General features: G+C 61.8%; 22 protein-coding genes. 11 read left to right on the forward strand and 11 right to left on the reverse strand.

Annotated elements, in window-relative coordinates; translation table 11 throughout:
* Window positions 1-42: 42 nt before the first annotated feature.
* Both B5T_RS00110 and B5T_RS00115 read right to left on the reverse strand, forming a co-directional pair.
* Window positions 43-714, reverse strand: coding sequence for a fumarylacetoacetate hydrolase family protein (locus tag B5T_RS00110; protein WP_014992392.1), 672 nt, complete (start codon window positions 712-714; stop codon window positions 43-45).
* Between the two features lie 40 nt (window positions 715-754).
* Window positions 755-2,149 (reverse strand): FAD-binding oxidoreductase, encoded by a 1,395-nt coding sequence (locus tag B5T_RS00115; RefSeq protein ID WP_014992393.1) that lies wholly within the window; start codon window positions 2,147-2,149, stop codon window positions 755-757.
* Window positions 2,150-2,264: 115 nt separating this feature from the next.
* On the opposite strand from B5T_RS00115, the gene serA reads away from it, so the two are divergent.
* The 6 genes from serA to B5T_RS00145 are packed head-to-tail and all read left to right on the forward strand — an operon-like array spanning window position 2,265 to window position 9,065.
* Window positions 2,265-3,494: a phosphoglycerate dehydrogenase gene (gene serA, locus B5T_RS00120; RefSeq protein WP_014992394.1), complete on the forward strand. Its 1,230-nt coding sequence runs from the start codon at window positions 2,265-2,267 to the stop codon at window positions 3,492-3,494.
* A 53-nt stretch (window positions 3,495-3,547) separates the two neighbouring features.
* Window positions 3,548-4,915, forward strand: coding sequence for a COG3014 family protein (locus B5T_RS00125; protein ID WP_014992395.1), 1,368 nt, complete (start codon window positions 3,548-3,550; stop codon window positions 4,913-4,915).
* Window positions 4,912-5,310, forward strand: a complete 399-nt coding sequence (locus tag B5T_RS00130) for a YcfL family protein (RefSeq protein WP_014992396.1) — start codon at window positions 4,912-4,914, stop codon at window positions 5,308-5,310. Before B5T_RS00125 ends, B5T_RS00130 begins: the two co-directional genes overlap by 4 nt.
* A 38-nt stretch (window positions 5,311-5,348) precedes the next feature.
* Window positions 5,349-5,939 (forward strand): penicillin-binding protein activator LpoB, encoded by a 591-nt coding sequence (gene lpoB / locus B5T_RS00135; RefSeq protein WP_014992397.1) that lies wholly within the window; start codon window positions 5,349-5,351, stop codon window positions 5,937-5,939.
* A 30-nt stretch (window positions 5,940-5,969) separates the two neighbouring features.
* A complete protein-coding gene (locus tag B5T_RS00140) occupies window positions 5,970-7,268 on the forward strand; it encodes a CsgG/HfaB family protein (RefSeq protein WP_014992398.1) in 1,299 nt (432 codons plus the stop codon).
* 33 nt (window positions 7,269-7,301) lie between these two features.
* Entirely contained in the window at window positions 7,302-9,065 is a 1,764-nt protein-coding gene (locus B5T_RS00145; RefSeq protein ID WP_014992399.1) for a monovalent cation:proton antiporter-2 (CPA2) family protein, read from the forward strand.
* A gap of 20 nt (window positions 9,066-9,085) precedes the next feature.
* Here the strand turns inward: B5T_RS00145 and B5T_RS00150 are convergent, their stop codons facing one another.
* The 6 genes from B5T_RS00150 to B5T_RS00175 form a co-directional block, all read right to left on the reverse strand.
* Window positions 9,086-9,892 (reverse strand): hypothetical protein, encoded by an 807-nt coding sequence (locus B5T_RS00150; RefSeq protein WP_148279172.1) that lies wholly within the window; start codon window positions 9,890-9,892, stop codon window positions 9,086-9,088.
* A 59-nt stretch (window positions 9,893-9,951) separates the two neighbouring features.
* The gene (locus B5T_RS00155; RefSeq protein WP_014992401.1) at window positions 9,952-10,311 is read right to left on the reverse strand and encodes a VOC family protein; all 360 of its coding nucleotides are present in this window, start codon (window positions 10,309-10,311) and stop codon (window positions 9,952-9,954) included.
* 48 nt (window positions 10,312-10,359) lie between these two features.
* On the reverse strand, window positions 10,360-11,112 hold the full coding sequence (locus tag B5T_RS00160; protein WP_148279173.1) for an AraC family transcriptional regulator: 753 nt from the start codon (window positions 11,110-11,112) through the stop codon (window positions 10,360-10,362).
* Window positions 11,113-11,200: 88 nt separating this feature from the next.
* Entirely contained in the window at window positions 11,201-12,889 is a 1,689-nt protein-coding gene (ggt, locus tag B5T_RS00165; protein ID WP_014992403.1) for a gamma-glutamyltransferase, read from the reverse strand.
* Window positions 12,890-12,956: 67 nt separating this feature from the next.
* Complete coding sequence (gene coaD, locus B5T_RS00170; RefSeq protein WP_041717188.1) at window positions 12,957-13,451, reverse strand: pantetheine-phosphate adenylyltransferase; 495 nt, start codon at window positions 13,449-13,451, stop codon at window positions 12,957-12,959.
* Window positions 13,452-13,515: 64 nt separating this feature from the next.
* Complete coding sequence (locus tag B5T_RS00175) at window positions 13,516-14,580, reverse strand: SDR family oxidoreductase (RefSeq protein WP_014992405.1); 1,065 nt, start codon at window positions 14,578-14,580, stop codon at window positions 13,516-13,518.
* 79 nt (window positions 14,581-14,659) lie between these two features.
* Here B5T_RS00175 and B5T_RS00180 point away from each other — a divergent pair, with 79 nt between their 5' ends.
* Window positions 14,660-15,028, forward strand: coding sequence for a MerR family transcriptional regulator (locus B5T_RS00180; protein WP_014992406.1), 369 nt, complete (start codon window positions 14,660-14,662; stop codon window positions 15,026-15,028).
* Window positions 15,029-15,047: 19 nt separating this feature from the next.
* Here B5T_RS00180 and B5T_RS00185 read toward each other — a convergent pair whose 3' ends face one another.
* From B5T_RS00185 to B5T_RS00195, 3 genes are all read right to left on the reverse strand, one after another.
* Window positions 15,048-16,664 carry a GMC family oxidoreductase gene (locus B5T_RS00185; RefSeq protein WP_014992407.1) on the reverse strand — a complete coding sequence of 539 codons (1,617 nt, stop codon included), beginning with the start codon at window positions 16,662-16,664 and terminating at the stop codon, window positions 15,048-15,050.
* A gap of 45 nt (window positions 16,665-16,709) precedes the next feature.
* A complete protein-coding gene (locus B5T_RS00190; RefSeq protein WP_014992408.1) occupies window positions 16,710-17,231 on the reverse strand; it encodes a twin-arginine translocation signal domain-containing protein in 522 nt (173 codons plus the stop codon).
* Between the two features lie 84 nt (window positions 17,232-17,315).
* Window positions 17,316-18,758, reverse strand: a complete 1,443-nt coding sequence (locus B5T_RS00195) for a coniferyl aldehyde dehydrogenase (RefSeq protein ID WP_014992409.1) — start codon at window positions 18,756-18,758, stop codon at window positions 17,316-17,318.
* A 98-nt stretch (window positions 18,759-18,856) separates the two neighbouring features.
* On the opposite strand from B5T_RS00195, the gene B5T_RS00200 reads away from it, so the two are divergent.
* The 4 genes from B5T_RS00200 (at window position 18,857) to B5T_RS00215 (ending at window position 23,879) form a co-directional block, all read left to right on the forward strand.
* On the forward strand, window positions 18,857-19,561 hold the full coding sequence (locus B5T_RS00200; protein ID WP_014992410.1) for a TetR/AcrR family transcriptional regulator: 705 nt from the start codon (window positions 18,857-18,859) through the stop codon (window positions 19,559-19,561).
* 83 nt (window positions 19,562-19,644) lie between these two features.
* Window positions 19,645-20,436 (forward strand): IclR family transcriptional regulator, encoded by a 792-nt coding sequence (locus B5T_RS00205; protein WP_014992411.1) that lies wholly within the window; start codon window positions 19,645-19,647, stop codon window positions 20,434-20,436.
* A gap of 278 nt (window positions 20,437-20,714) precedes the next feature.
* Window positions 20,715-21,854, forward strand: a complete 1,140-nt coding sequence (locus B5T_RS00210; protein ID WP_014992412.1) for a TAXI family TRAP transporter solute-binding subunit — start codon at window positions 20,715-20,717, stop codon at window positions 21,852-21,854.
* A 75-nt stretch (window positions 21,855-21,929) separates the two neighbouring features.
* On the forward strand, window positions 21,930-23,879 hold the full coding sequence (locus B5T_RS00215; RefSeq protein WP_041716592.1) for a TRAP transporter permease: 1,950 nt from the start codon (window positions 21,930-21,932) through the stop codon (window positions 23,877-23,879).
* Window positions 23,880-23,890 lie beyond the last annotated feature (11 nt).

The following is a 23,890-nucleotide window of genomic DNA, read 5'->3' on the forward strand; positions in this document are numbered from 1 at the left end:
GATTCGTCTGGCCGGCGCCAGGCGCCGGCCAGCCTTGGCGCGTTAAGCGATTTCCGAAAATACCTGAACGATATTGCCCAGCCGGGCGGTCAGCTGATCGCCGGTATTCAGTGCCGCCACGCCGCTGGGCGTGCCGGTAAAAATGAGGTCACCGGGATCCAGGCGGAAGGTCTGACTGATGTGGGCGATCAACTCAAAGGTGGGAAACAGCATTTGCCCGGTGTGGCCGTGCTGACGGGTTTCGCCGTTGATTTCCAGTGACACTTCCAGGTTCTGGCGCACGGAAATACCACGGGCGTCGACGAAGCCGGACACCGGAGCGGCGCCGTCGAAGGCCTTGGCGCGCTCCCAGGGGTGCCCTTTGGCCTTCAGAGTGCTTTGCAAGTCCCGCAAGGTCAGATCAAGCCCCACGCCATAGGCGGCGATGGCGTAGCGGACCCGGTCGGGATCGGTCTCGCCACTGAGGGTTTTGCCGACCATGACCACCATTTCCACTTCATGATGGACTTCCCCCTGCCCTTTGGGCAGCACCACTGGCTCATGCAGGCTCACCAGGGCGGAGGCGGGTTTCATGAACAGCAAGGGTTGTTCCGGCACTTCGTTACCCAGTTCGCGGGCGTGTTCGGCGTAGTTACGTCCCACACACACTACTTTGCCCACCGGCATATCCATGGTTGAGCCGTCGATCCAACGGTGAAGGTAGTTTGGCGTCATCACGATAATCCTGAAAAAAGGGGGCCGGCGGTCGACGGGATTAGAGGTCGAACAGCTTGCCCGGGTTCATCACGTTATTCGGATCGAAGACCCGTTTTACCGCCTTCATATAAGCGATTTCCTCGGGGCTGCGGGAGTAGCCCAGGTAGGGCTTCTTGGTCATGCCGACACCGTGTTCCGCGGAAATAGAGCCGTTGTAGCGTTCCACGATTTCAAACACCCACTTGGAAACGTTGTTGCATTTCTCGAAGAAATCTTCCTTCGGCAGCGCCTCCGGTTTCAGGATATTCAGGTGCATGTTGCCGTCGCCGATGTGGCCGAACCAGACGATCTCGAAATCCGGATAGGCGTCCTGGACCACCGTGTCCACCGCCTCGACGAACTCCGGCACCTTGTCGATGGTTACCGAGATGTCGTTCTTGTACGGGGTGTGCGGCGCGATGGATTCGGAAATGCGTTCGCGCAACTGCCACAGCTGATCCAACTGCTGCAGCGACTGGCTCATCACGCCATCCAGCACCCAACCCTGTTCCACACAGCGCTCGAACACCGCCATGGCCTGGTCGGCGGTTTGTTCGGAGACCTGCTCGAATTCCAGCAGGCAGTAAAACGGGCAATCGGTATCAAAGGGACGGGAGACGCCGTGCGCCAACACGTGGGCCATGGCCTTGTCGGAGAAGAACTCGAAGGCGGTAAGGTCCAGTTCGGACTGAAAGGCGTGTAATACCTTCATCACTTCCTGGAAGCCGGGCACGCCCAGCACCAGGGCGGTCAGATTTCTGGGCTGGCGGGCCAGCTTCACGGTGGCTTCCACGACGAAGCCCAAGGTGCCTTCCGAGCCGATGAACAAGTGGCGGAAGTCGTAACCGGTGGCGTTCTTGATCAGCCCTTTGTTGAGCTCCAACAGCTCGCCTTTGCCGGTAACCACCTTCAGGCCGGTGATCCAGTCCCGGGTCATGCCGTAGCGGATCACCTTGATACCGCCAGCATTGGTATTGATGTTGCCGCCGATCTGGCTGGAGCCGGCGGAGGCGAAATCCACCGGATAGAACAGGCCCTGCTGCTCGGCGTACTCCTGAAGTTGCTGGGTGATCACACCGGGCTGGACGGTGACGGAACGATCATAAGCGTTGAAGTCCAGCACCTTGTTCATCCGGTCAAAGGCCACCACCAGCTCGCCGGACGCCGCCACGGCGCCGGCGGAAAGACCGGTGCGGCCGCCGGAGGGCACCAGGTGCAGACCGTGCTCATTGGCGATTTCGACGATCTGCTGCACTTCGTCAATGGTTTCCGGCAGCAGTACGGCGCTGGGGGCCGGGGCCCAGACTTTGGTCCAGTCCACCCCGTAGCGCTGAGCGCTGTCCTGATCGGTCAGGCAGCGGGCACCGAGCAGTTCGGTCAGGTGTTCCAGGGCGGCATGGGCTAAAGCGGTCATGGCGACTCCAACAGTCCTCAACTCAACTTGAAAAAGGCAACCGGTCCGGGTGGCTCTCATCCGGGGCGCGCTATGATACCATACGCGCCCATTTAGCCCGCTATAGAGACCACCCATGGCCCATACCTCTCTTGAGAAGGACAAGATTCGCATTCTCCTGCTCGAGGGCATCCACCAGAACGCGGTGGATAATCTGAAGGCGAACGGCTACCACAACGTGGAGCTACTGCCCAAGGCCCTGACCGGCAGCGATTTGACCGACGCTATCAAGGACGCCCATTTCGTGGGGATCCGCTCCCGCACCCAGCTCACCGAAGAGGTGTTCGCGGCGGCGGAGAAGCTGATTGGCGTGGGTTGTTTCTGTATCGGCACCAACCAGGTGGATCTCAAGGCGGCGCTGAAACGCGGCATCCCGGTGTTCAACGCACCCTACTCCAATACCCGCTCGGTGGCGGAGCTGGTGATCGCTCACACCATCAGCCTGATGCGGGGCATTCCGGAGAAGAACGCGGTGGCTCACCGTGGCGGCTGGCTGAAGTCCGCCAAGGACAGTTATGAGATCCGCGGCAAGAAGCTGGGGATCGTTGGCTACGGCAATATCGGTGCCCAGGTGTCGGTGCTGGCCGAATCCATGGGCATGAAAGTGTACTTCTACGACGTGGTGCCGAAGCTGCCGCTGGGCAACGCCACCCAGGTACAGAGTCTCCACGATCTGCTGGGCATGTGTGACGTGACCAGCCTGCATGTACCGGACACCCCGGCTACCCGCTGGATGATCAAGGAAGAGCAGATCCGGGCGATGAAGCCGAAGAGCTATCTGATCAACTATGCTCGCGGCAAGGTGGTGGACATTGAAGCGCTGACCGCTGCTATCCAGGACGGTCACCTGCTGGGCGCGGCCATTGACGTGTTCCCGGAGGAACCGAAGGGTAACGATGACGAGTTCATCAGCCCGCTGCGGGAGTTCGATAACGTCATCCTCACGCCGCACATCGGCGGTTCCACCCATGAAGCCCAGGAAAACATCGGCACCGAGGTGTCCGAGAAGCTGATCCGCTACTCGGATAACGGCTCCACCCTGAGCGCGGTGAACTTCCCGGAAGTGGCCCTGCCGGCCCATCCGGATATGCACCGCTTGCTGCATATTCACCAGAATATCCCGGGCATTCTCAGCCAGATCAATACCATTTTCTCCGAGAACGATATCAACATCTGTGGTCAGTATCTGCAGACCAACGAAGATATCGGTTACGTCGTGATCGACGTGAACAAGGGCTACAGCCAGTTGGCCCTGGAGAAGCTGCGGACCATCGAAGGCACCATCCGCACCCGGGTGCTGTTCTAAACCGATCGGGCCCGCCAGTTCCGGTGGCGGGTCCTCTGGCTTTCAGGGCTGTCATGGAAGCAGGCCGTGGTTGGGAGAACAAAAAACTCTGGTTGATGTTGGTGTTGCCGTTCTGGCTCGCCGGCTGTGCCATGGGATCCCTGTTCCAGCCTTATCCGAGTCAGGCCCAGTCCTGGGTCCATCCTGCCTCTGGCCGCAACGCCTCCATCGTTCAACACCTCGAGCGCGCCGGGAAAGGCCGCGACGGAGTGCTTTATCTGCAGGAACTGGGGCTGTTGCAGCAGCGCCTGGGCAACGACGCCGCCAGTCGGACGGTGTTCGCCGATGTCATCAATCACTATGAGCACACTGATGCCCAGGCGCTGATCCGCGTGACCGGGCTGGCGTCGCAGACCGGTGCTCTGCTGATCAACGACAACGCTCTGCCCTACCGGGCACCGGATTACGAACGTATTTTTACCTACAGCTATCAGGCGCTGAATTACTGGGCCGCCGGGGATGTCACCGGGACCGCGGTGGAATTGCGCCGCGCCGCGCAAGCGCAACTCCGGGCCGAACAACGCCGTGAGAAAGAGCTGACCAAGGCCGATGAGGACGCCATTCCCCTGGATCTGTCCCAGTATCAAGGTTACTTCGAAGGCCTGGACCTCGCCGCCGGCGCGGTGAAAAGCAGTTTTCAGAACGCCTGGACCTTCTATCTCTCGGCGCTGTTCTGGGAAGCCCACGGTGAATACAACGATGCCCTGGTGGACTATAAGAAGGCGTTGGAACTGCATCCACAGGCGGATTGGCTCAAGGCCGACGTGCAGCGGGTTTCCCGGGCCCTGGACGGCCATCGTGAGCGCGGCATTGGCACCGTGGCGGTGATCTACGAACAGGGTGACGTGCCGGCGCGGCGGGAAGTGAGCTTGCCCATTCCCACCCCGCATGGATTGTTCCTGGTGGCGTTCCCTTCCTATTCGGTGACGTCCGGATCCGTGGCCCGGCCGCTGACGTTTCACGTTGCGGGGCAAAGCGCGCAAACCCGGGTACTGGCGGATGTCGGCGCCCTGGCGGCACGAAATCTGCGGGAGCAGGCGCCGGGAATGCTGATTCGTCAGGTGCTGCGCGCCACCGGCAAGTATAATCTGCAAAAGAAAGCCAATGATGACTTTGGTGGCGCCGGGGCTTTTTTGACGCAACTGTTCAATCTGATCAGCGAACAGGCTGACCGGCGCAGTTGGTTAGGCTTGCCGGCCTACGCCCAGGCCGGCCGTATCACCGTGCCCGTGGGGGAACAACAGGTTCTGTTGAGCAGCCCGGGGGGCGATGCTAGCGTGACCGTACCGGTGGTGGAACGCGGTTTAACCTTGATTCACGTGACCGAACGCGCCGGGCGTCTGGTCGCCCGAGTGCTACCCGTTCAGGAGGGACCCTTATGACCCGTTTTCTTTGCCGCGTCGCGCCGATGCTGGCAGTGCTGCTGCTGACGGCATGTTCGGCCAGTAATATGTCGCGCCTGGAAGTGGCGGATGACGGCGAGCATTTGCAGCTGTACTCCAATAACGGCCTGCTGGCCAGCCGTTTGTCGGTGGAAGAAGTACGGCGCAAACGGGTTAATGACCTGCTGTACCTGCAGGCCACGCTGGAAAACGGCTGGAAGTTTGAACTGGATTTCCAGTACAAGATCAAATGGTTCGACCAGCAAGGCTTTGAACTGGCGCCGGAATCCCAACCCTGGCGTCAGCTGGTGATGGCCGGCCGCAGTCAGGCCAATGTGCAGGCGGTGGCGCCCAACCCCAGTGCCGTGCGCTTTGAAATCTGGGTGCGTGAATGACGCCCCGACCCAATGGATGCCCGCGAGGAGAAGCGAAGATGCGCGTAGTGATGGCGATGATGCTGGGAGTGGCGCTGCTGGCAAGCGGTTGTGCCTCGAAAGTGGAATACGGCGACCCCCAGGCGCGGGAGACCGTGACCCCGGATTTCGGCTCCTCCGACCTGCAGATGATCGCCACCAAGATGGTGGATGACATGATGGTGTTCCCGCCGGTGGCGGAGCTCACCCGCAACCGCCGCCCGGTACTGTTCGTGGACCGGGTCAAGAACAAGACCAGCGAGCATGTGGACACCGAATCCATCACCGACACGATTCAGTCCAGGCTGATCAACTCCGGCAAGTTTCGTTTCGTCGACATGACCGTGGTGGACCGCGTGCGTCAGCAACTGGAGTACCAGCAGGACTCCGGCATGGTGGATCAGTCCACCGCCGCCCAGATGGGACGGCAGATCGGCGCCGAGTTCATGCTCTACGGTAATCTGTCCTCCATCGTCAAACGGGACAACAGCACCAAGGATGTGTATTACAAATTCACTCTCAAACTGCTGAACATCCAGAGCGGCATCATCGAATGGTCCGGCGAGAAGGAAATCCGCAAGACCCGCAGTCGCAGCCTGTTTGGTTTATAACGGGCTGCCCCAATGGGCACGGAGGCAGTTATGGTGACCCGGTCTTATAGAATCCTCCTGGTGGCGATAGGCCTGCTGTTAAGCGGTCTGGTCTGGAGTGCCACCGAAACCGTCAAAGTGACCGCCGAGGGTTATGGTGAAACACCGCAACATGCGGTCACCGAGGCGCTGGTGGGCGCGGTGCGTCAGGCTGGAGGTGTGGCGTTGGCGGTGGATCCCTCCTTTCGCCGTCAGGTCAGCCAGTGGGTAATCCGGCGTGAGGGGGACGTCAGCACCTGGATAGGCAGCCAGACCTCGGTAGCGGATCCGCAGTTGCCTACCCTGGGCAGTTTGCAGGGCTATCGGGTGCTCGCGGTGAATCGGGTCGACGACGCCTTGTGGAAAGCGAGTGTGGAAGCCCGGGTGTTGCGTTATCAGTCCTTGCGTCCGGGGCGTGGACACCTTCCCGCCATCGCGGTGATGCCCTTCGAAACGCGTGCCAATGAATATCAATTGGGTGAAGTGACCATCGGCGCCGCCGAAGTGCAAAGCCGGCTGCGGGACGATCTGGTCGATGCGTTCACGCAGGCGGGCCGGTTCCGGGTGCTTGATCGGGCCCACCAGGCGGCGTTGGAACGGGAAAGGGCGACGGTGTCCGCAGGCAGCGTGGAGCCGGCGGAATGGGCCCGGCTGGGCCGGGTGCAAGGTGCCGATGTGTTGCTGGTGGGGCGCATCGACGATTTCAGCATCGGCGACCGTCAACGTCGCTTTTACGGCGCCGACTTCCAGGGGTTTGAGCCGCGCGTACGAGTCCGTTACCGGCTGCTGGATACCGCCACCGGTGAGGTCTTGTGGAGCGATCTGTTTGACTGGCGGCAGGACGAGGCCACGGTGCGGGCCTGGGCGCGTCAGCAGAACATCAAGGATCGCCGCCATCCCGAGCGCCTGGCCGACCGGCTCTATCCCAGTATCGCCCGGGCCTTGAGTGGCGCCGCCACGGATGTGCTGTATCCGGTGCGGGTCTTGAAAGTCAGCGGCGATATGCTTTATCTGAGCCAGGGCGCGGGGCGGCTGGAGACCGATGCCATGGTGTCGGTATACCGGCCGGGGGAACAGATCAAGGACCCGGACACCGGTTTGCCGATTCAACTGGCCGGGGCGGAGCTGACCCGGGCGCGGGTGATCGAGACCCGTGAAGGGTACGCGCTGGCGCGAGTGACCCAGGCCGCTGCCGAGGTGCAGGCCGGTGACCGGGTGCGGGTGTTGGGGATCGTGGCATCGGGGGAGCACGGGCCAGCCGGGCAGCCGCCTTCCCCTGGCTCCTCGGAAGCGCCGATCCGCTGGGACTGACGAGCCGCGATAGCACATTCCGAGGAGGTGCCGATGGAAGGTTTTTTCGTACAAGCATTAGTGCTGCTGGGCGCCGCGGTGTTGTTGTTGCCATTGTTCCAGCGCCTGGGACTGGGCAGCATCCTCGGTTATCTGGTGGCCGGCGTGATCGTGGGACCGATGGGCCTGGCCGCTATCCAGGGCGCGGATCGGGTACTGCATTTCGCCGAACTGGGCGTGGTGTTGATGCTGTTCGTGGTGGGCCTGGAGTTGGCACCGCAACAGCTATGGGCGCGGCGGCGCCAGCTGATGGGCATGGGTGTGAGCCAGGTGGTGTTCAGCGCCGCCCTGCTGACCGGCTTTTTCCTGTGGTGGGGTGAGCCGACCAACGCCGCTATCGCCATTGGCGCCACCCTGGCGTTGTCCTCCACCGCCTTTGCCGTACAAATGCTGGTGGAGACCCGGCAGTTGGGCACCCCCCAGGGGCGGGGTGCTTTTTCCATTCTGTTGTTCCAGGATCTGGCGGTGATCCCGCTGCTGCTGTTGCTGCCGGCCTTGGCCGGTGGCGCAGAGGGCGCGGATAAACCCAATCTGCTGATCGGTTTCCTGGCGCTTGCCGGCATGGTCCTGGCCGGGCGTTATCTGCTGAATCCCTGGCTCGGCTGGCTGGCCAAGCTGCATAACCGGGAATTGATGACCGCCACTGCCTTATTGCTGGTCCTGAGTGCCGCCGCCTTGATGGAAATGCTGCATCTTTCCATGGGGCTGGGCGCTTTCGTGGCCGGTATGTTGCTGGCCAATTCGCCCTATCGGGAGCAGCTCGATACCGATATCCAGCCGTTCAAGGGACTGCTGCTGGGCCTGTTCTTCATGGCCATCGGCATGACCATGGACCTGCGGCTGCTGGTGCAGGCGCCCTTGGACATCCTGGCCTGGGGTGTGGCGCTGCTGGCGCTGAAAACCCTGGTGTTGATGGTGATCGCCAAAGTCTCCGGCAACAGCTGGCGTGGCGCGCTGCTGTTCGGGCTGCTACTCAGCCAAGGCGGTGAATTCGCTTTTGTGCTGTTCACTCAGGCCGGCGCTCTGGGGTTATTGGGCAGCGATGACATTGGCCGCTTGAACTTGGTGGTGGCGCTGTCCATGGCCGCCACCCCATTGCTGTTGAAACTGGTTACCCGGCTCTGGCCGGAACAGCGGCCCAGTGCCGCCCTGCCCGAAGAGCCGATTCCTGATAATCAGGAGCCACAGGTGGTGGTGGCCGGATTCGGCCGCTTTGGCCAGATCATCGGCCGTATTCTGCTGAGCCGGAATATACCGTTCACCGCGCTGGACACCAATCCGGAGCACATCGATACCGTGCGGCGTTACGGCAACCAAGTGTATTTCGGCGACGTTACCCGGCTGGATCTGCTCCACCATGCCGGTATCGGGCATGCCCGTGTGGTGGTGCTGGCGGTGGATGGCGTGGAGGACTCACTGCGCGCCGCTCATTTGATTCTCGAACATTTTCCCAAGGTAACGCTGATTGCCCGGGCGCGGGACCGCCATCATGCCTATTCCCTGCTGGCGCTCGGGGTGCAGCATGTGGTGCGGGAAACGCTGGAATCCAGTCTGCGCGCCAGCCAGGCGGTACTGACTCAGCTTGGTCTGCCGGAGACCACCGCCATCGATCTGGTGCGCACCTTCCGTGAAGTGGACGAGCGGCTGCTGCGCGAACAGGTGGCCCATCGTGATGAGTTGGAGAAACTGATCGAGCTGTCCGCCCGTGGACGCGAGGAACTGCAGTCCCTGCTCAGCGCGGATCGGGAGCAGGAATAGGCACGATTTCCCGCATCGTGTCAGCTTGGGTCCGGGGCGGCGGTGACGACGAAGACCGCCGTGCTCTGGTACCAGATCTTCAGTTCGCTATCGAACCAGGTCACGGTGGCCACGTGAGGACCAGGCGCCAGGGTTTCCGGCGAGAAGGTGTAGCGGATAGTGTCATCTTCTTTTTCCATCGCGGTCATCGGCGCCACGCTTAGACGCTGGTCCAGGCTGATATGCACCCGCTCCACGCCATTGCCTGCCCCCTCTTCGTTTGCCGGAAAGGCGATGGTAAGGGGCGTGTCGCTTTGATAAAGACCGCCGGGTCCGGTGCCGCTCGGATTCTCCCAGCGGTAAAGGGTGTCGTCCGCCTGGGGCGGCAGCTCGATGGCCAGACGTCCTTGCTGGAAACGGGTGATCCAGCTGAACGCCATATTATCCGTCATCCCCTCGCGCCGGGTCTCGCCGGATACCGTGGTCACCCCGACCTGGGCTTCTGGCGCCACGGCCCGGGTGGTCCAGGTCAGGTTGGGGTCGGCGAGCAGGTCCGCGGCCAGTTCCGCCTGTTCCGAAGTCTGACGGGTGAAGGCCATGATCTCGGGGTAAAGCGCCCGGCTTTCCCGGCTGAGCAGATTCCAGCCGGCTTCGGATTCCCTCCGGGCCAGATGATCCAGAAACAGTCGCACCGTGCTCTGATGTGTTTCCACGGGCACGCCCGCCACCGCCGGTGGTCCCGGAGGGTGGGAGAAAGGCGGTGGCGGCGCGGGCCGGGAGGGGCCCTCATCGCAAGCGATCAGCAGCAAACCCAAGCCTATCGTCAGGGCAGGAAAAAGAGATTTCATGGACCAACCGTGCCATCGATTTCCGCTCAAGGATACTCCCCGCCGTGGCGGCGACGCCATCATCCATGGCGCACGACATCCACCGGAATGCCGTTGGGGTCGCGGACGACGAAGTGGCGGTCGCCCCAGGGTTCGTCCCGTATTGGCACCTCGATGTCGACCCCGGCGTTGCGGAATCGTTGGTACTGCGCATCCACATCGTCCACATCCACGGCGACCCAGGCGCCGCTCGTCACCGCTTGCCGGAACATGGAGGCTTGTGCCGCCTGATCCGGCTTCAGGAAGCCCAACTCGCCGCCCCCCAAGCTCAACAAAACGAACCAGTCGCTGTCGAACAGAACCTCGCTGCCGAAGTAGCTCACGTAAAAGTCCCGTGCCGCCATGGGATCCGTCACCACCAGACCTGACCACAGTTTCATCGTCGATCTCCCGTCAGATAAGAGCCCCTGAACAGGCTCCAGGAAGCGTCAGATTAAGGGGGCGGTGCGCACCGCGTCTTGAATAAAAGCGACATCGTGATCGGGCAAAATGGCGGCGGCGGGGGTCACGCCCATCACCCGTTTCAGGGTACGGGTCATATGGCTCTGGTCGCTGAAGCCGGCGTCCTGGGCCAGCGCCGCCAGGGGCGGTACGCCTTCCCGGGTCAGGGTTCGGATCAGCCATTGGCAGCGGCGGATGGTCAGAAAGGTCCCGGGGCTGATACCCAGGCGCTGCTGAAATTGCCTTTGTAGTTGGCGCTTGCCTACTCCGAAAGCATCGCAAACAGGGACGATGCTGCTTTTCCAGGGCGCATGGAGGAGCCAACGATCCAGGGCGTCGGTCTCCGTCGGGTGATGCGCCAGCCAGTCCAGCATCAGGCGATCAAGGACCCGGCTGGGGTGCGGATGGGTAAAGACCTGGGAGCCTAATGTCGCGATCAGCCCGCGATGGTCTGGCAAAGGGAGGGCGCGGTCGCGCAGTTCCGCCGCCGGCAGCGGCAGAAAATGGCGGTGCTGTCCCGGGTGAAAACGAATGCCGAGATAGTGATGGCCGGCTTGTACGCGGGCGATTCCCGGGGCGGTGGTGGAGCCGTAGGCGGTGGCGGTGAGGTCGTGACCGGCGGCCAGGACCAGATCCACACAGCCATCGGGCAGGATGCGGTGGTCACCGGCGCTACTGTTCCGGCTAAGCCAGTAATGGCTGATGTAACGCCGCAACCGGGGATGAGGTGGGAACGGCATCAAAAGGTCCACCGTCGGAGCCTCCCGTTAAGAGACGATTCAACTCCATATTACCCGGTTGATCCGCGCCGTCACGCGCCGGACCGGCTCAGGAGTCTGGCGCCCGCACCCGGGCGGCGCCAATGCCTCGTGGATCACTGGCGGCGGTGACCTTGCCGGTACGCTTGTTCCAATGAATCGCCTGCATGTTGCCGTAGCGGCGGCCGGTGGATTTCAGGGTATGGCCGCGTAGCTCGAGCCCGCGGGCCTCCGCGGTGTCCAGGAAGTCCGGTTCCACTTCCACTTCGTCCGGCAGGTATTGATGGTGAAAACGAACCCGTGAAACCCAGTCTTCCACCGGTTTCCCATCCACCGCCTCCAGCACGCCGAGCAGGACCATGGAGATAATGCGGCTGCCGCCAGGGGTGCCGAGAATGGCGACGCCGTCCTTCATTTCCACGAAGGTCGGCGTCATCGAGGACAGCGGCCGCTTGCCGGGGGCGATGGCGTTGGCCTTGCTGCCGACCAGGCCATAGGCGTTGGGGCTGCCCGGTTTGGCGGAAAAATCGTCCATCTCATTGTTGAGCAGGACACCGGTGCCGGGGGGCACGAAAGCACTGCCGAAGGGCAGATTGATGCTGAGCGTGGCGGCGACCCGGTTACCTTCGCCATCGAGCACGGACAGGTGGGTGGTATGGAAGCCCTCCTCCACCGTCACCGGATCACCGAGGCTGGCGCTGGGCGTGGCCTTGTCCAGCTCAATGCCGGCGGCCCGCGCCTTGGCGTAGGACTTACTCACCAATTTATCCACAGGCATATCCACAAAGTCCGGGTCACCCATGTAGCGGGCGCGATCCTGGTAACCGCGCCGCATGGCTTCCACCGCAAGATGCGGGAGTAAGTCCTCACTAATCTCACCGTCGTTGAAATTACTGAGAATATTGAGCGTCTCCATCATCACCAGCCCGCCGGAGGAAGGCGGTGGCGCGGAAACGATACGGGCTCCCCGGTACTCGCCGATGATGGGTGTTCGCTCTTTTACCCGATAGTTTTCCAAGTCTTCCAGGGTCCAGATACCGCCGGCCTCGCGAACCCCTGAAACCATCTTCCTGGCCAGCGGGCCACGGTAGAAACCATTGAAACCCTGGTCGGCGATGGCCTGCAGAACCTTGGCCAGATCCGGCTGGCGGATCGTGGTGCCGGTCTCGGGAATCTTGCCCTCGCGCAGAAAGATGGCGGCCGCTTCCGGGTAGCGGTTGAGTACGTCCACGCGGTAACCGGCCAGGGTTCGGTAGTGGTCTTCCACCGGGAAGCCGTCGCGGGCCAGACGGATCGCCGGTGCCAGGGTTTGGGCCAGCGGCAGGCGGCCGTAGCGTTCACTCAGATGAACAAAAGCCGCGGCCTGGCCGGGAATACCGGCGGCCAGAGGGCCGTTGATGGCACGGTCGCGCACGACCTCGCCCTGGTCATCCTGAAACAGCGTTTCGGTGGCCGCGGCGGGCGCCGTTTCCCGGGCGTCCACCATGGTTTCATGGCCATCCTTCTGGCGATGGAGCAGCCAGAAACCGCCACCACCCATGCCGGCGGAGTAAGGTTCCACCACCGCCAGGGCGGCGGCCACCGCGATGGCGGCATCAAAGGCGTTACCCCCGTTATCCAGCACCTCAAAGCCGGCCTCGGTGGCGAGGGGGTGGGCACTGGCGATGGCTGCTTTGTCGGGAGAGCCGGCCACGGCGGCGGTGCCGCACAGCAACGTAAAACCGGCGAACAGGGAAAGCAGCAAGGAACGCGGTGTCATAAGGAGGCTCCTGATTCAATCCGTACCCGGTGGGCTCTTCTCTTCACCAACCAGCAGGCAGGCGGTGCTATTCGCCGGCCAGTTCTTTCTTGCGACGCTCCAGTGCGACGGCCACGTTGTCCGGCACGAACTCCCTGACATCGCCGTCCAGCAGCGCGATTTCCCGAACCAGGGAACTGGAAATAAAGGACAAATGCTCGGCCGGGGTGAGGAACACGGTTTCCAGTTCCGGCGCCAGCTTGCGATTCATGTTGGCGAGCTGGAATTCGTATTCGAAGTCACTGACCGCTCTCAGGCCCCGCAGCAGGATGTTGGCTTCCTGGTCCTGGCAGAAGTGCGCCAGCAGCTGGGAAAACCCGACCACACGGACGTTACCGCGTTCCTGAACGCATTCTTCCACCAACCCGACGCGCTCTTCCAGCGTAAACAGGGGGCGTTTCTTTTCACTGGCGGCCACCGCCACGATCACTTCATCGAACATGTGGGCGGCCCGTTCGATGAGGTCTTTATGGCCGTTGGTAATGGGATCGAAGGTGCCCGGGTAAACAACGCGATTGGTCATGTTCGGCTCGCTTTGTCCTTGAAATGGGGCGCCAAGCATAACGCGATCCATGCACGTACGCACATTACCCGGAACCTTGCCGTTTTTCCGATGTCCGTCCGTGGCTTTCCAGATAGTGACGGGCACTGGCCCGGAGCACTTGCGGCATGGGCGGGAGCTGCACACCGGTGCGCTCCAGGAAGGACAGGGTGGTGCTCAGATCGAACCGCTCCGGCTGGATGAAATGGAGCGCCTCCGGTTCGGTGTTGGCGAATCGGGCCAGAGCGGGCAGCCGCAGCAAGTGAGCGAGCAGCGGAATGGGAAAATGGAGTCCGGGGGCGCGGCATCCCAGGGTCTCGGCGATCAGGCTCAGCATCGGCTTCAGGTTCGGCGTGCCCGGGTCCAGTCCGAGGATTCGCCGTGGCGGCGCCGGATCCCGAATGGCGTGGTCGATGATCGCGGCCAGGGTATCCACCGGGATCAACGGCAGCCAATGTCCGGGGCCGCCGGGGACCATCGCCAGCCGCCCCCGGGCCAGATTGTCGATCAGCGTGTGCAGGGGTTGCGCCGGATCCAGATCACCACTGAGGCTGTGGCCCGCCACCGTGGCGGGTTGTACCTCCACCCAGTCCTCGTCTCGCAGCCGCCAGCGTACGGTGATCGCCGCTTCCATTTTACTGGCTTCATAAGCCCCTGCACGACGATACACCCGTTGCCAGTCGATGGCCGCCGGATCTTCTCCGCCAATCCCCAGGTGTTTCAGGTGGCGCTGGTTTTCCAGCATGAAGCCGCTGATGAAGATCAGCCGGCAATGCTGATGCCGCGCCAGTCGTGCCACCGCCAGACTGCCGGAAACGTTGGTCCGGCGTGCCGCTTCCGCCGGTAACCGCCAACCGAAACGGGCCCCCAGATGCACCACCGCCTCCAGCGGCGGGGGGCGGTCGGTAAGACCGAGATCGGGCGCGTCCAGGTCTCCGGGCAGAGCGTCGAGGTAGTGGCTGTTTCCTCCGAGCCGGTCCACGGTGGCGCGGAGTTCGGCGAGGGCTTGCGGGCGGCGCATCAGCGCCAGCACCGGCTGTTTCCGGGCGGTGAGCCGGGCGCACAGGTGACGGCCGATAAAGCCGGTGGCGCCGGTGATTAATAGCGTCATGACGGGTTCTCCCTGATGAGTGGCCCGCCACTGTAAAGTGTAGAGTATGCTCTAAGGTCAATATCGGTCGGAGGGAAAGGTGCGCATCGCGGAGCTGGAACAAAGAACCGGAGTGAGCCGCCACACTCTGCGTTATTACGAGAAACAGGGACTGCTGCGGGAAGTGGACCGCCGTGGTAACAACTACCGTGATTACCCGGAACCGGCAGTGGCGCGGGTCGCCATGGTGAGGCAACTGAAAGGGCTGGGGTTCTCCCTCAAGGAAATCCGCGAGGTATTGGACGCGCTACGTGACGATCGTATCGACTGTGCCCAGGGAGCGGCGTTGATGGCGGAAAAACGGGAAGCCGTGGAGCGGCGCATGGCCGAGCTGTCCGAGGTGCGTGACTTATTGGCGCGGGAGCAGCGGAAGCTGGAGGAAAGTGCCGCGCGATCACGCGGCACCTGAGCGCTTGTTGTTGACTCCTTCAGGCCCGGAGCTTTTCCGCCAGGGCGGTGGCGTTGCGCGCGCTGATGGCGTAGATGCTCAATTGCGGATTGACCCCGAGACTGGTGGGGAACACCGAGCCATCGATGACGTAGAGATTGTCCAGATATTTGTAGCTGCCATCGTGGTTGACCAGACAATATTTTTCGTCGTTGCCCATGGCGCACCCGCCCATTACATGAGCACTGCCCAGGGAGGTGATAAAAGGCGCGTATTCCAGGGTTTCGATGCCTTGCCGGGCGTCGTCCCAGTTGCGGTAGTACGGAGCATGGGAGTGACCGGGCCGCACCGCCTTGGCGCCGGCGGCGAACTGCATTTCCACCTGGGCCAGATGGGATCGTTTCGCCGCTTCCAGCAGGTACGCATTCACCGGGTAGTCCAACACGGGTTCGCCGTTGTCGCGCAGCTCCACCGAGCCGCCTTCGCTGTTGTCATGGAAGCCGTCGCGCACCAGCGCGATGGAGGCCGCCAGATGCGGCAGCCCGGTGATCTCTTCCCGTGCCTGTTCGCCGATGCCACCGATGAGCGCGCTGGCCAGCCCTGGATGCAGCGGCATCATTTCCAGCTTGTAGCCACCGGGGCCGTCCACGCCGTATTTGAAGATGAACTCGTCGGAATACAGGGATTGGGGCGCGCCATAGTAGGGAGCCACCTCCTCTTGGTACCGACCGAAAGTGAAACTGGTGGGATGCAGGAAAGTGCGCTTGCCTATCCGTTTTTCCGGATCCGGCGCCTGCGAGCGCAACAACAATGCCGGGCTCTGAATGCCGCCTCCGGAAACCACCACGGCCCGCGCTTTCAGGGTCAGGGTGGCGCCGGTGGGCTCCTTGGCCTGATTCAAAGGCCGCGCTTCCACCCCCACGACCTTATCGCCTTCCATCAGCAGCCGCTCGGCGCGGGTGCTGTAGAGCAAGGTGGCGCCTTTCTTCATTGCCGCCGGCAGTGTGGTGACCAACATGGATTGCTTGGCGTCGGTGGGACAGCCCATGCCGCAGTAGCCAATATTCCAGCAGCCGCTGACGTTGCGCGGGATGATGCCCCAGTGCCACCCCAGTTTCTCGCAACCTTTCTTGATCACGGCATTGTTGGCGTTCGGTGGCATGGCCCATTTGCTGATGTTGAGGCGTTGCTCCATCCGGTCGAACCAGGGATTGAGCGCTTCCCGGTCCAGGTCGATGACACCGAAACGATCACGCCAGTAATCCAGGGTCTGGCGTGGTGTGCGGAAACTGCTGGTCCAGTTGACCACGGTGGTGCCGCCCACGGTCCGGCCTTGCAGGATGGTCATGCCGGCGTCCTTGGTGGCGCGCATGGCCCCCTCTTGATAGAGGTCGTGGTAGGCCTTGCCCTCATCAAGAACGAAATCGTCGGAGCTGCGCAACTGGCCGGCCTCCAGCAAAATGACCTTGAGGCCATGCTGAGTGAGAATTTCCGCGCTGACACCGCCACCGGCACCGGTGCCGACGATGATCACATCGGCTTCCAGGGTGCGGTTTTCCGTGATGGTCTGGCCATCCAAGGCGTGCCAGCCTTCGGCGATACCGGCTTTCCAGAGATCCTTGATGCCGCTGATCGGCAAGGCGGATAAATCCTGCATGGCGATACCCTTACGTTTTTTGTTTTCAGGTGGGCTGGCGGTGGTTCAGCTGATGATCTTGTTCGGCGGGCCGGGATAACCGGTGGTGCGCGCGGCATCCGGTTGCACGTACCAAGCCATGTGGAACGGCTGGGTGAGGCCTCGGAAGGCAGCTCGTGGCAGCTCACTTTCGCTGCGTGACCAGTGATCCAGGGTCGCGCTGAGCTGTTCTTCGGTTTGCTCGGCGAAATGTTTCCAGGTGCCGGTGAGGTACCAACGCCCCGGGGCCAGTTGCAGCAGATCCAGCAACTCGAACACCGCGCCACGGGTGCCGGGCATGCCGCCATCGAGAAGGTCATCGAAAGCCAGCAACGCCTGGTCGGCGGTGGCGTCCGCCGCGACCAGGGCCGGTGCCAGCAGTACCTGGGCCAGCGGCCTGAGCAAGGTGACGTCCTGGGAACGCAGGTGGCGATAGCCGTGGGCCGGACCGTCGTTGCGGCTGCAGCCAGTCAACAGGGCCAGGCTTGATCCCGCCGTCAGCATGACACTGGCGCCGGCGCTGAGTTTGAGAAAGTCGCGACGATCCATTCCCGGTTTCCATCCTGGTTGTGTTGTTGTGCTTGTTAGCGCGAACGGGCGGGCGTCACTGAAAAGTCACGTCCGCCGGGCCGGTTACTTGAGCAGGTATTTATAGATGAAACGGTGCATGCCCCGGCCGTAGGGCGGCAGGATATGCTTGGTGCCGTTGAACTTGCCCTTGCGGTAGACCCCTTTGGCCTTGGAGAAGGTCAAGAAGCCTTCGTGGCCGTGATAATGGCCCATCCCCGACGGGCCGACACCGCCGAACGGCATGTCATCCACGCCCACGTGGCTGACGGTATCGTTGAGACAGACGCCGCCGGCGTGGGTATTGCGCAGCACGTATTGCCCGTTGCCGCTGTTCCAGTCGAAGTAATACAACGCCAGCGGGCGGGGCCGGTCATTGACGTAATCCAAAGCCTGATCGAGCCCCTTGTAGGGAATCACCAGCATCAAGGGGCCGAAGATTTCATCCTGGGCGATTTTCATCTCGTCGGTGACATTCAGCACCAAAGTGTGCGGCAGCTTGCGGCTGTCGCCGAGATCCTCATTGGCGGGGTTGATGCTGACGATGCGGGCACCTTTTTCTTCCGCGTCACGCAGGTATCCCTGCAGGCGTTGGTACTGGCGGTCGTTGATGATGCTGGTGTAGTCCGGGTTTTCCTCCATGGTCGGATACAGCTTGCCGATCTGCGCGCGCCACTGTTCGACGAATTCCTCCACCCGCTGTTCGGGGCAAAGAATATAATCCGGCGCCACACAGGTCTGGCCGCTGTTCAGGCATTTACCAAAGGCGATACGCTCCACTGCTTCGTTCATCGGGAAATCCTCACCGATGATGCAGGGGCTCTTGCCACCCAGTTCCAACGTCACTGGTGTCAGATTTTCCGCCGCGGCGCGCAGAATATGGCGGCCCACGGAAGTGGAACCGGTGAACAGCAGATGATCGAACGGCAGCGCCGAGAATGCCGCCGCCACATCCACTTCGCCGTTGACCACCGCCACCTGATCTTCCGGAAAAGTATCCGCGATCAGACGTTGCAGCAGAGCCCCGGTGGCCGGGGTGGATTCGCTCATCTTGATCATCACCCGGTTGCCCGCCGCCAGCGCCGCCAGTAGCGGACCGATGGCCAGGTACACCGGATAATTCCAGGGCACGATCACACCGACCACGCCCACCGGCTGATATTCCACCCAGGCCTTGCCCGGCCATTGCGGCGCACCGACACTGCGGCGGCTGGGTTTCATCCATTTGGCGACTTTCTTGGCGTGGTATTTGATGCCTTCGACGCTGGTGAGCAGCTCCGCCAGCTTGGTTTCATCGGCGGCGCGGTTGCCGAAATCCTGGCGCAGCGCTTCGATGATCTCATCCTGGTGATCCAGCAGCATGGGTTTGAGGCGCAGAATGGCCTCCCGGCGTTCTTCCACGGAAGAATAAGGCTGACGGCGGAAAGCGGCCCGCTGGGCTTCGAACAAGGTGTTCATGCGCGTGATCTGCGCCTGATCGGTTTTGAGCTCCTTGATTTCGGCGACCATAATGCGCCTCCTGGATTGTTATTGGACTGATTGGGATTTTTAGAGTAATTACTCTAGAGGTCAACCCCGTGTTTCCCCTTTGATTGGATTGGCCCCGTATGACTGGCACCAAAACGCGCATTCTGGACACCGCCCTGGACCTGTTTAATCGCCACGGCGAGCGCAATGTCACCACCAACCACATCGCGGAGGCCCTCGGGATCAGTCCAGGCAATCTGTACTATCACTTCCGCAACAAGACAGCGATCGTGGCGGCGTTGTTCGAACGTTACCGTCAACAGATCTGGGAATGGCTGCCGCCACCCAAGGGGGAATTGACCTGGCAGGACAAGATGCACTACCTGCAGGGGATTCTGGAGTCGATGTGGCAGGGCCGGTTTCTGCATCGGGATTTGCCGCATTTTCTCCACCAGGATCCGGAGTTGCGTGCCGAATACACGCAGTTCGTGCAAGATGGCATGGAGCGCGGGCTGCAGATTTATCAGGGATTGCGCGCCAGCGGTCTGATCGAGGCCAGCGATGAGGACCTGCGTGCCCTGATGGTGAATACCTGGGTACTGGCGATGTCGTGGCCGGGCCTGACCCACGGTCTCAATCCCGCCGCCGCTGAGAACGAGACCCTGGATCGGGCGCTGTTGCGTCAGGGCATTTATCAGATCGTGTGCCTGGAAGCGCCCTATCTGAGGGGGGAGGCTCTAAATCATCTGGATGCCATGAAGGCGGAATTCCGGGTTGGCGACACCACGGTGAACCTGTTGTTCACGGCATCCGACCCCCATGTCGGGGAGGTGTCAAACGGCTGAGCTTGGCAGATCGTGGGGCAATCGCTATCGTTATACGAGATAAAAATCACGCATAACGAGAAAATGTGCCGTCACGGAGTCCCATGAGCTCAGTCCGAACCACCACCGCCAAGAAGGCCAGGCCCGTCACCAGCACCACTCTGGCCAAGGCGTCTCTGTTGCTGCGCACGGTCGCGCGCACTTTCCCCACCGGAGGGACTCTGTCACGGATTGCCCGCGAGGTGGGGATGAATACCGCCACCGCGCACCGGCTGCTGACCGCTCTTGCCCACGAAGGCTTGCTGACCTTCGACCCCTATGTGAAGACCTACCACGTGGGATTCGAGCTGCTCGACATCGCCGAGTCCGCCCAGGCGGTGGCGCCGGATCTGCAGCTGCGGCAGCGGCTGAGACCAATGCTCAAGAATATTTCCCGGCGCACCGAGGAATCTACTTACCTGTCGATTCGTTCCAATCGGGATTCGGTGTGCATTGACCTTTCCGAAGGCACCTATCCGATCAGTGCCAACACCCTGATGGTCGGGGCCCGCCGGCCGCTGGGGATCGGGGCCGGCTCCTGTTCGCTGCTGGCGTCCCTGCCAGTGGAGGAAGGCGACCGCATGCTGTTGCTCAATCAGGACCGCTATGAGCGCTATTCGGGTATCACCTTGTCGGAGGTCCGCCAATGGCTGCTGGAATACCGGCGTGACGGCTTTGCCTTCAACAATGGCCGCATCATTCCGGAAGTGGCGGCCATGGGAATGGCGTTCCGGGTGCCCGGCTCCGGCCAGGACGTGGCGGTCAGTGTGGCGTCGGTGGTGTCCCGCATGAACGAAGAGCGCCGGCGCATGGTGATCGACGTGATCCGGGATGAAATCTCCCGCCTGCAAGAATGACGCCGAGAGCATCATTAGACAAATAAGTGCGTAATGATTGTCGCATTCATGATCGCTTTTTTGTTATTTTCTTGAAATGCGAGAATTTTTTATTTGGATTTGGGAAAATTTATTGACTCCAACCAGAGTGACCGACTAGTTTTCGCAAAGGGCCGATGCTGGAATCCTCTCCGGCATGAGGATGGCCCTCCTGAGCCGGGCGGGATGCCCCTGAATCGTCACGAACGATTTTGACGCCGTCCACGACGGCGGTAAAAAAACAATCCTCGGAGATGCTTATGACTTCATCGACTCGCCTGCGTCGATTTTTCGCCTCTATCATGATCGGTGGCGGTTTGGCTCTTACCGCTGGCGCCAGCGCCGCGGAACTGCCCAAATCCATGACCTGGTCCTCCTATGACGTGGGTTCCGCCGGCTACGCCGAAGCGTCCGCCATTGCCGATGCGTTCGGCAAGAAATTCGGCACCCGCATCCGTATCCAGCCTTCCGGCTCTTCCATTGGTCGTCTGCAACCGGTGCTGAGCAAGCGTGCCGATGTCGGTTTCCTGGCCACGGAGACGTTCTTCGCCAGTGAAGGGATCCATGATTTCTCCACTCGCCGCTGGGGACCGCAAGATCTTCGCGTGGTGGCCGGCCGTCCTTCCTCGTTCGGTATCTTCACTGCCGCGGACGCCGACATTCATACGCTTCAGGATCTCAAGGGCAAGCGCTTCGCCTACGTGGCGGGCAACCCGTCCATCAACGTCAAATGCGATGCCTTCCTGGCGTTCGCCGGCCTGACCCGGGATGACGTCGACGCCAAGATGTTCCCCACCTACGCCAACGCCATGAGTTCCCTGGCGCGCAACGAAGCCGACGCTTCCTGTACCACCACCACGCCCAGCCACGTTTACGAGCTGGAGCAATCCCCCCGTGGTATCCGTTGGCTGGAAGTGCCCGCCGATGACGAGGAAGGTTGGAAACGCCTGCGCGCGGTAGCGCCGTTCTTCCAGCCGTACACGGAAACCGTCGGTGCCGGTATCAGCAAGGAAAACCCGGTGGACATCCTGGCCTACCGTTACCCGGTGCTGGTGGTTCGCTCCGATTCCGACGCGGATCTGGTGTACGCCTTCACCAAGGCGTTGGATGAAACCTATGACCTGTACAAGGACGCCACCTCGGTGATGCCGCGCTGGGATCTGAAACAAGCCGGTGTGCCGGCGGCGGACGCGCCCTTCCACGAAGGCGCCATCCGTTACCTGAAGGAAAAAGGCATCTGGACCGACGAGGCCCAGGCCTGGAACGATGCCCGCATCAAACGCCTGAATGCATTGCGTGACGCCTGGCAGAAAGCCGTGGCCGAAGGCGATGGCAAGAGCGATGAAGAGTTCGCCGCCATCTGGGACCGTATCCGTACCCAGGCACTCAATTCCCTCTGATCCCTCCCTGACTGAATGCCGGGGCGGAAAGGGAGCCCGCCCCGGGTTCCATCATGACATTTCCGGAGTCCCTCCATGACGACGTCTGCGGATGCTTCCCAAGAGCACAGCCAGGAGGCCGGCGCTCCTTCCTCCCGTTTGCGCGGGCCGGCCTACTGGCTGGTCATGACCCTGGGTACCCTGGGTCTGTTGATGGCCATCAATCAAACTTTTGATCTGGCGCTGCTGGGCTTCAAGCCGTTGGGTAATGCTTACCTGTACTACCTGATCGGCCTGTTCCTGGCGGCGGCTTTCATTACCTTCCCGGCCTGGTCCGGTGCCCGTGAGCGGGTGTCCTGGTATGACTGGATCCTGGCGCTGGCGGCGCTGGTGTCCTGTGGTTATCTGGGGCACCACGGCTTGGTCATGATTCAGCAAGGCTGGGATTTCATGGCGCCCACCGAGGCCACCGTGTTTTCCGGCATTCTGCTGGTACTGGTGCTGGAAGGCGTGCGTCGCTGTGGCGGCTGGCCGCTACTGGCGGTGGCCCTGCTATTCGGCAGCTTCCCCCTCTACGCGGACCACATGCCCGGGTTTCTCTGGGGTAATCAATACGGTTTCGCCGAAACCATCCGCTCTCATGTGATCGGTGTGGAAAGCATCATCGGTATTCCGATGCAGGTGGTGGCGCAACTGGTGATCGGCTTTGTCGTGTTCGGCGCGGCACTCACCGCCACCGGTGGCGGGGAATTCTTCATGCGCTTCGCCACTGCCCTGATGGGCCGCAGCCGGGGTGGTCCGGCCAAGGTGGCGGTGCTGTCCAGCGGCATCCTCGGCAGTCTGTCCGGCAGTGTCATTTCCAACATTCTCACCACCGGTCCGATCACCATTCCGACCATGAAGAAAACCGGCTACCCGGCTCACTATGCCGGCGCCGTGGAGGCGTGCGCTTCCACGGGCGGTACCCTGATGCCGCCGATCATGGGCGCGGTGGCGTTTATTATGGCGTCGTTCCTCGGTGTCCCCTATTCCGAGATCATGATCGCGGCCTTTCTGCCGGCTCTGTTGTTCTACCTGGCGTTGATTTTCCAGGTGGACAATTACGCCGCCAAGCGCGGCCTCAAAGGGTTGCCGGAATCGGAAATCCCCAATCTCAAGGAAACGCTGAAGGACGGCTGGCCTTATCTGTTCAGCCTGGTGGCCTTGATCTACATGCTGCTGGTGATGCGTCTGGAGGCCTATGCGCCTTACTACGCCGCGCTGGTACTGCTCGGTATTTCCATGTTCAAACGCAGCCATCGTTTGAATTGGACCCGGGCGAAAACCATGATCCAGGATCTGACGCTGAGCGTCTCCAATCTGGTGGCGATCCTGGCCGGTATCGGTCTGGTGGTCGGTGGCCTTTCCTATACCGGCGTGGCGGGCGCCTTCTCCCGCGAACTGCTGCTGTACGCCGGCGGCAGTGTGCCGTTGATGCTGGCGGCGGGCGCCGTTACCAGCTTCATCCTGGGCATGGGGATGACCGTCAGCGCCTGTTATATCTTCCTGTCCATTCTGCTGGCGCCAGCGCTGGTCAACGCCGGCCTCAATCCGCTGGCCAGCCATTTGTTCATTCTGTACTGGGGCATGATGTCCTATGTCACCCCGCCGGTGGCCCTGGCCGCCATCACCGCGGCGGGCGTGGCCGATGCCAATGCCACCAAAACCGGCATATACGCCATGCGGTTGGGAGCGATTCTGTTCGTCCTGCCGTTCCTGTTCGTGCTCAACCCGTCCCTCATTCTGCAGGGCGAGTGGAGCAAGATTCTGTTGTCCACGGTGACCGCGATCACCGCCATCTGGCTGTTGGCCTCCGCCATGGAAGGGTATCTCTACCGTGTCGGGGTGCTGACCATGCTGCAGCGGATCGTACTGATCGTGGCGGGCGCTTTGCTGATTTACCCGGAACCGATCACGGATGTGACCGGGTTTGGTTTGCTGGCGCTGGTGTACCTGAGCCGGCGTTTGTTCAAAGCGGTGGCGGTGACTTCCTCGCGTGAATCGTAAAGGTGAAAGAA

This window comes from Alloalcanivorax dieselolei B5, assembly GCF_000300005.1.
Lineage (GTDB): Bacteria > Pseudomonadota > Gammaproteobacteria > Pseudomonadales > Alcanivoracaceae > Alloalcanivorax > Alloalcanivorax dieselolei.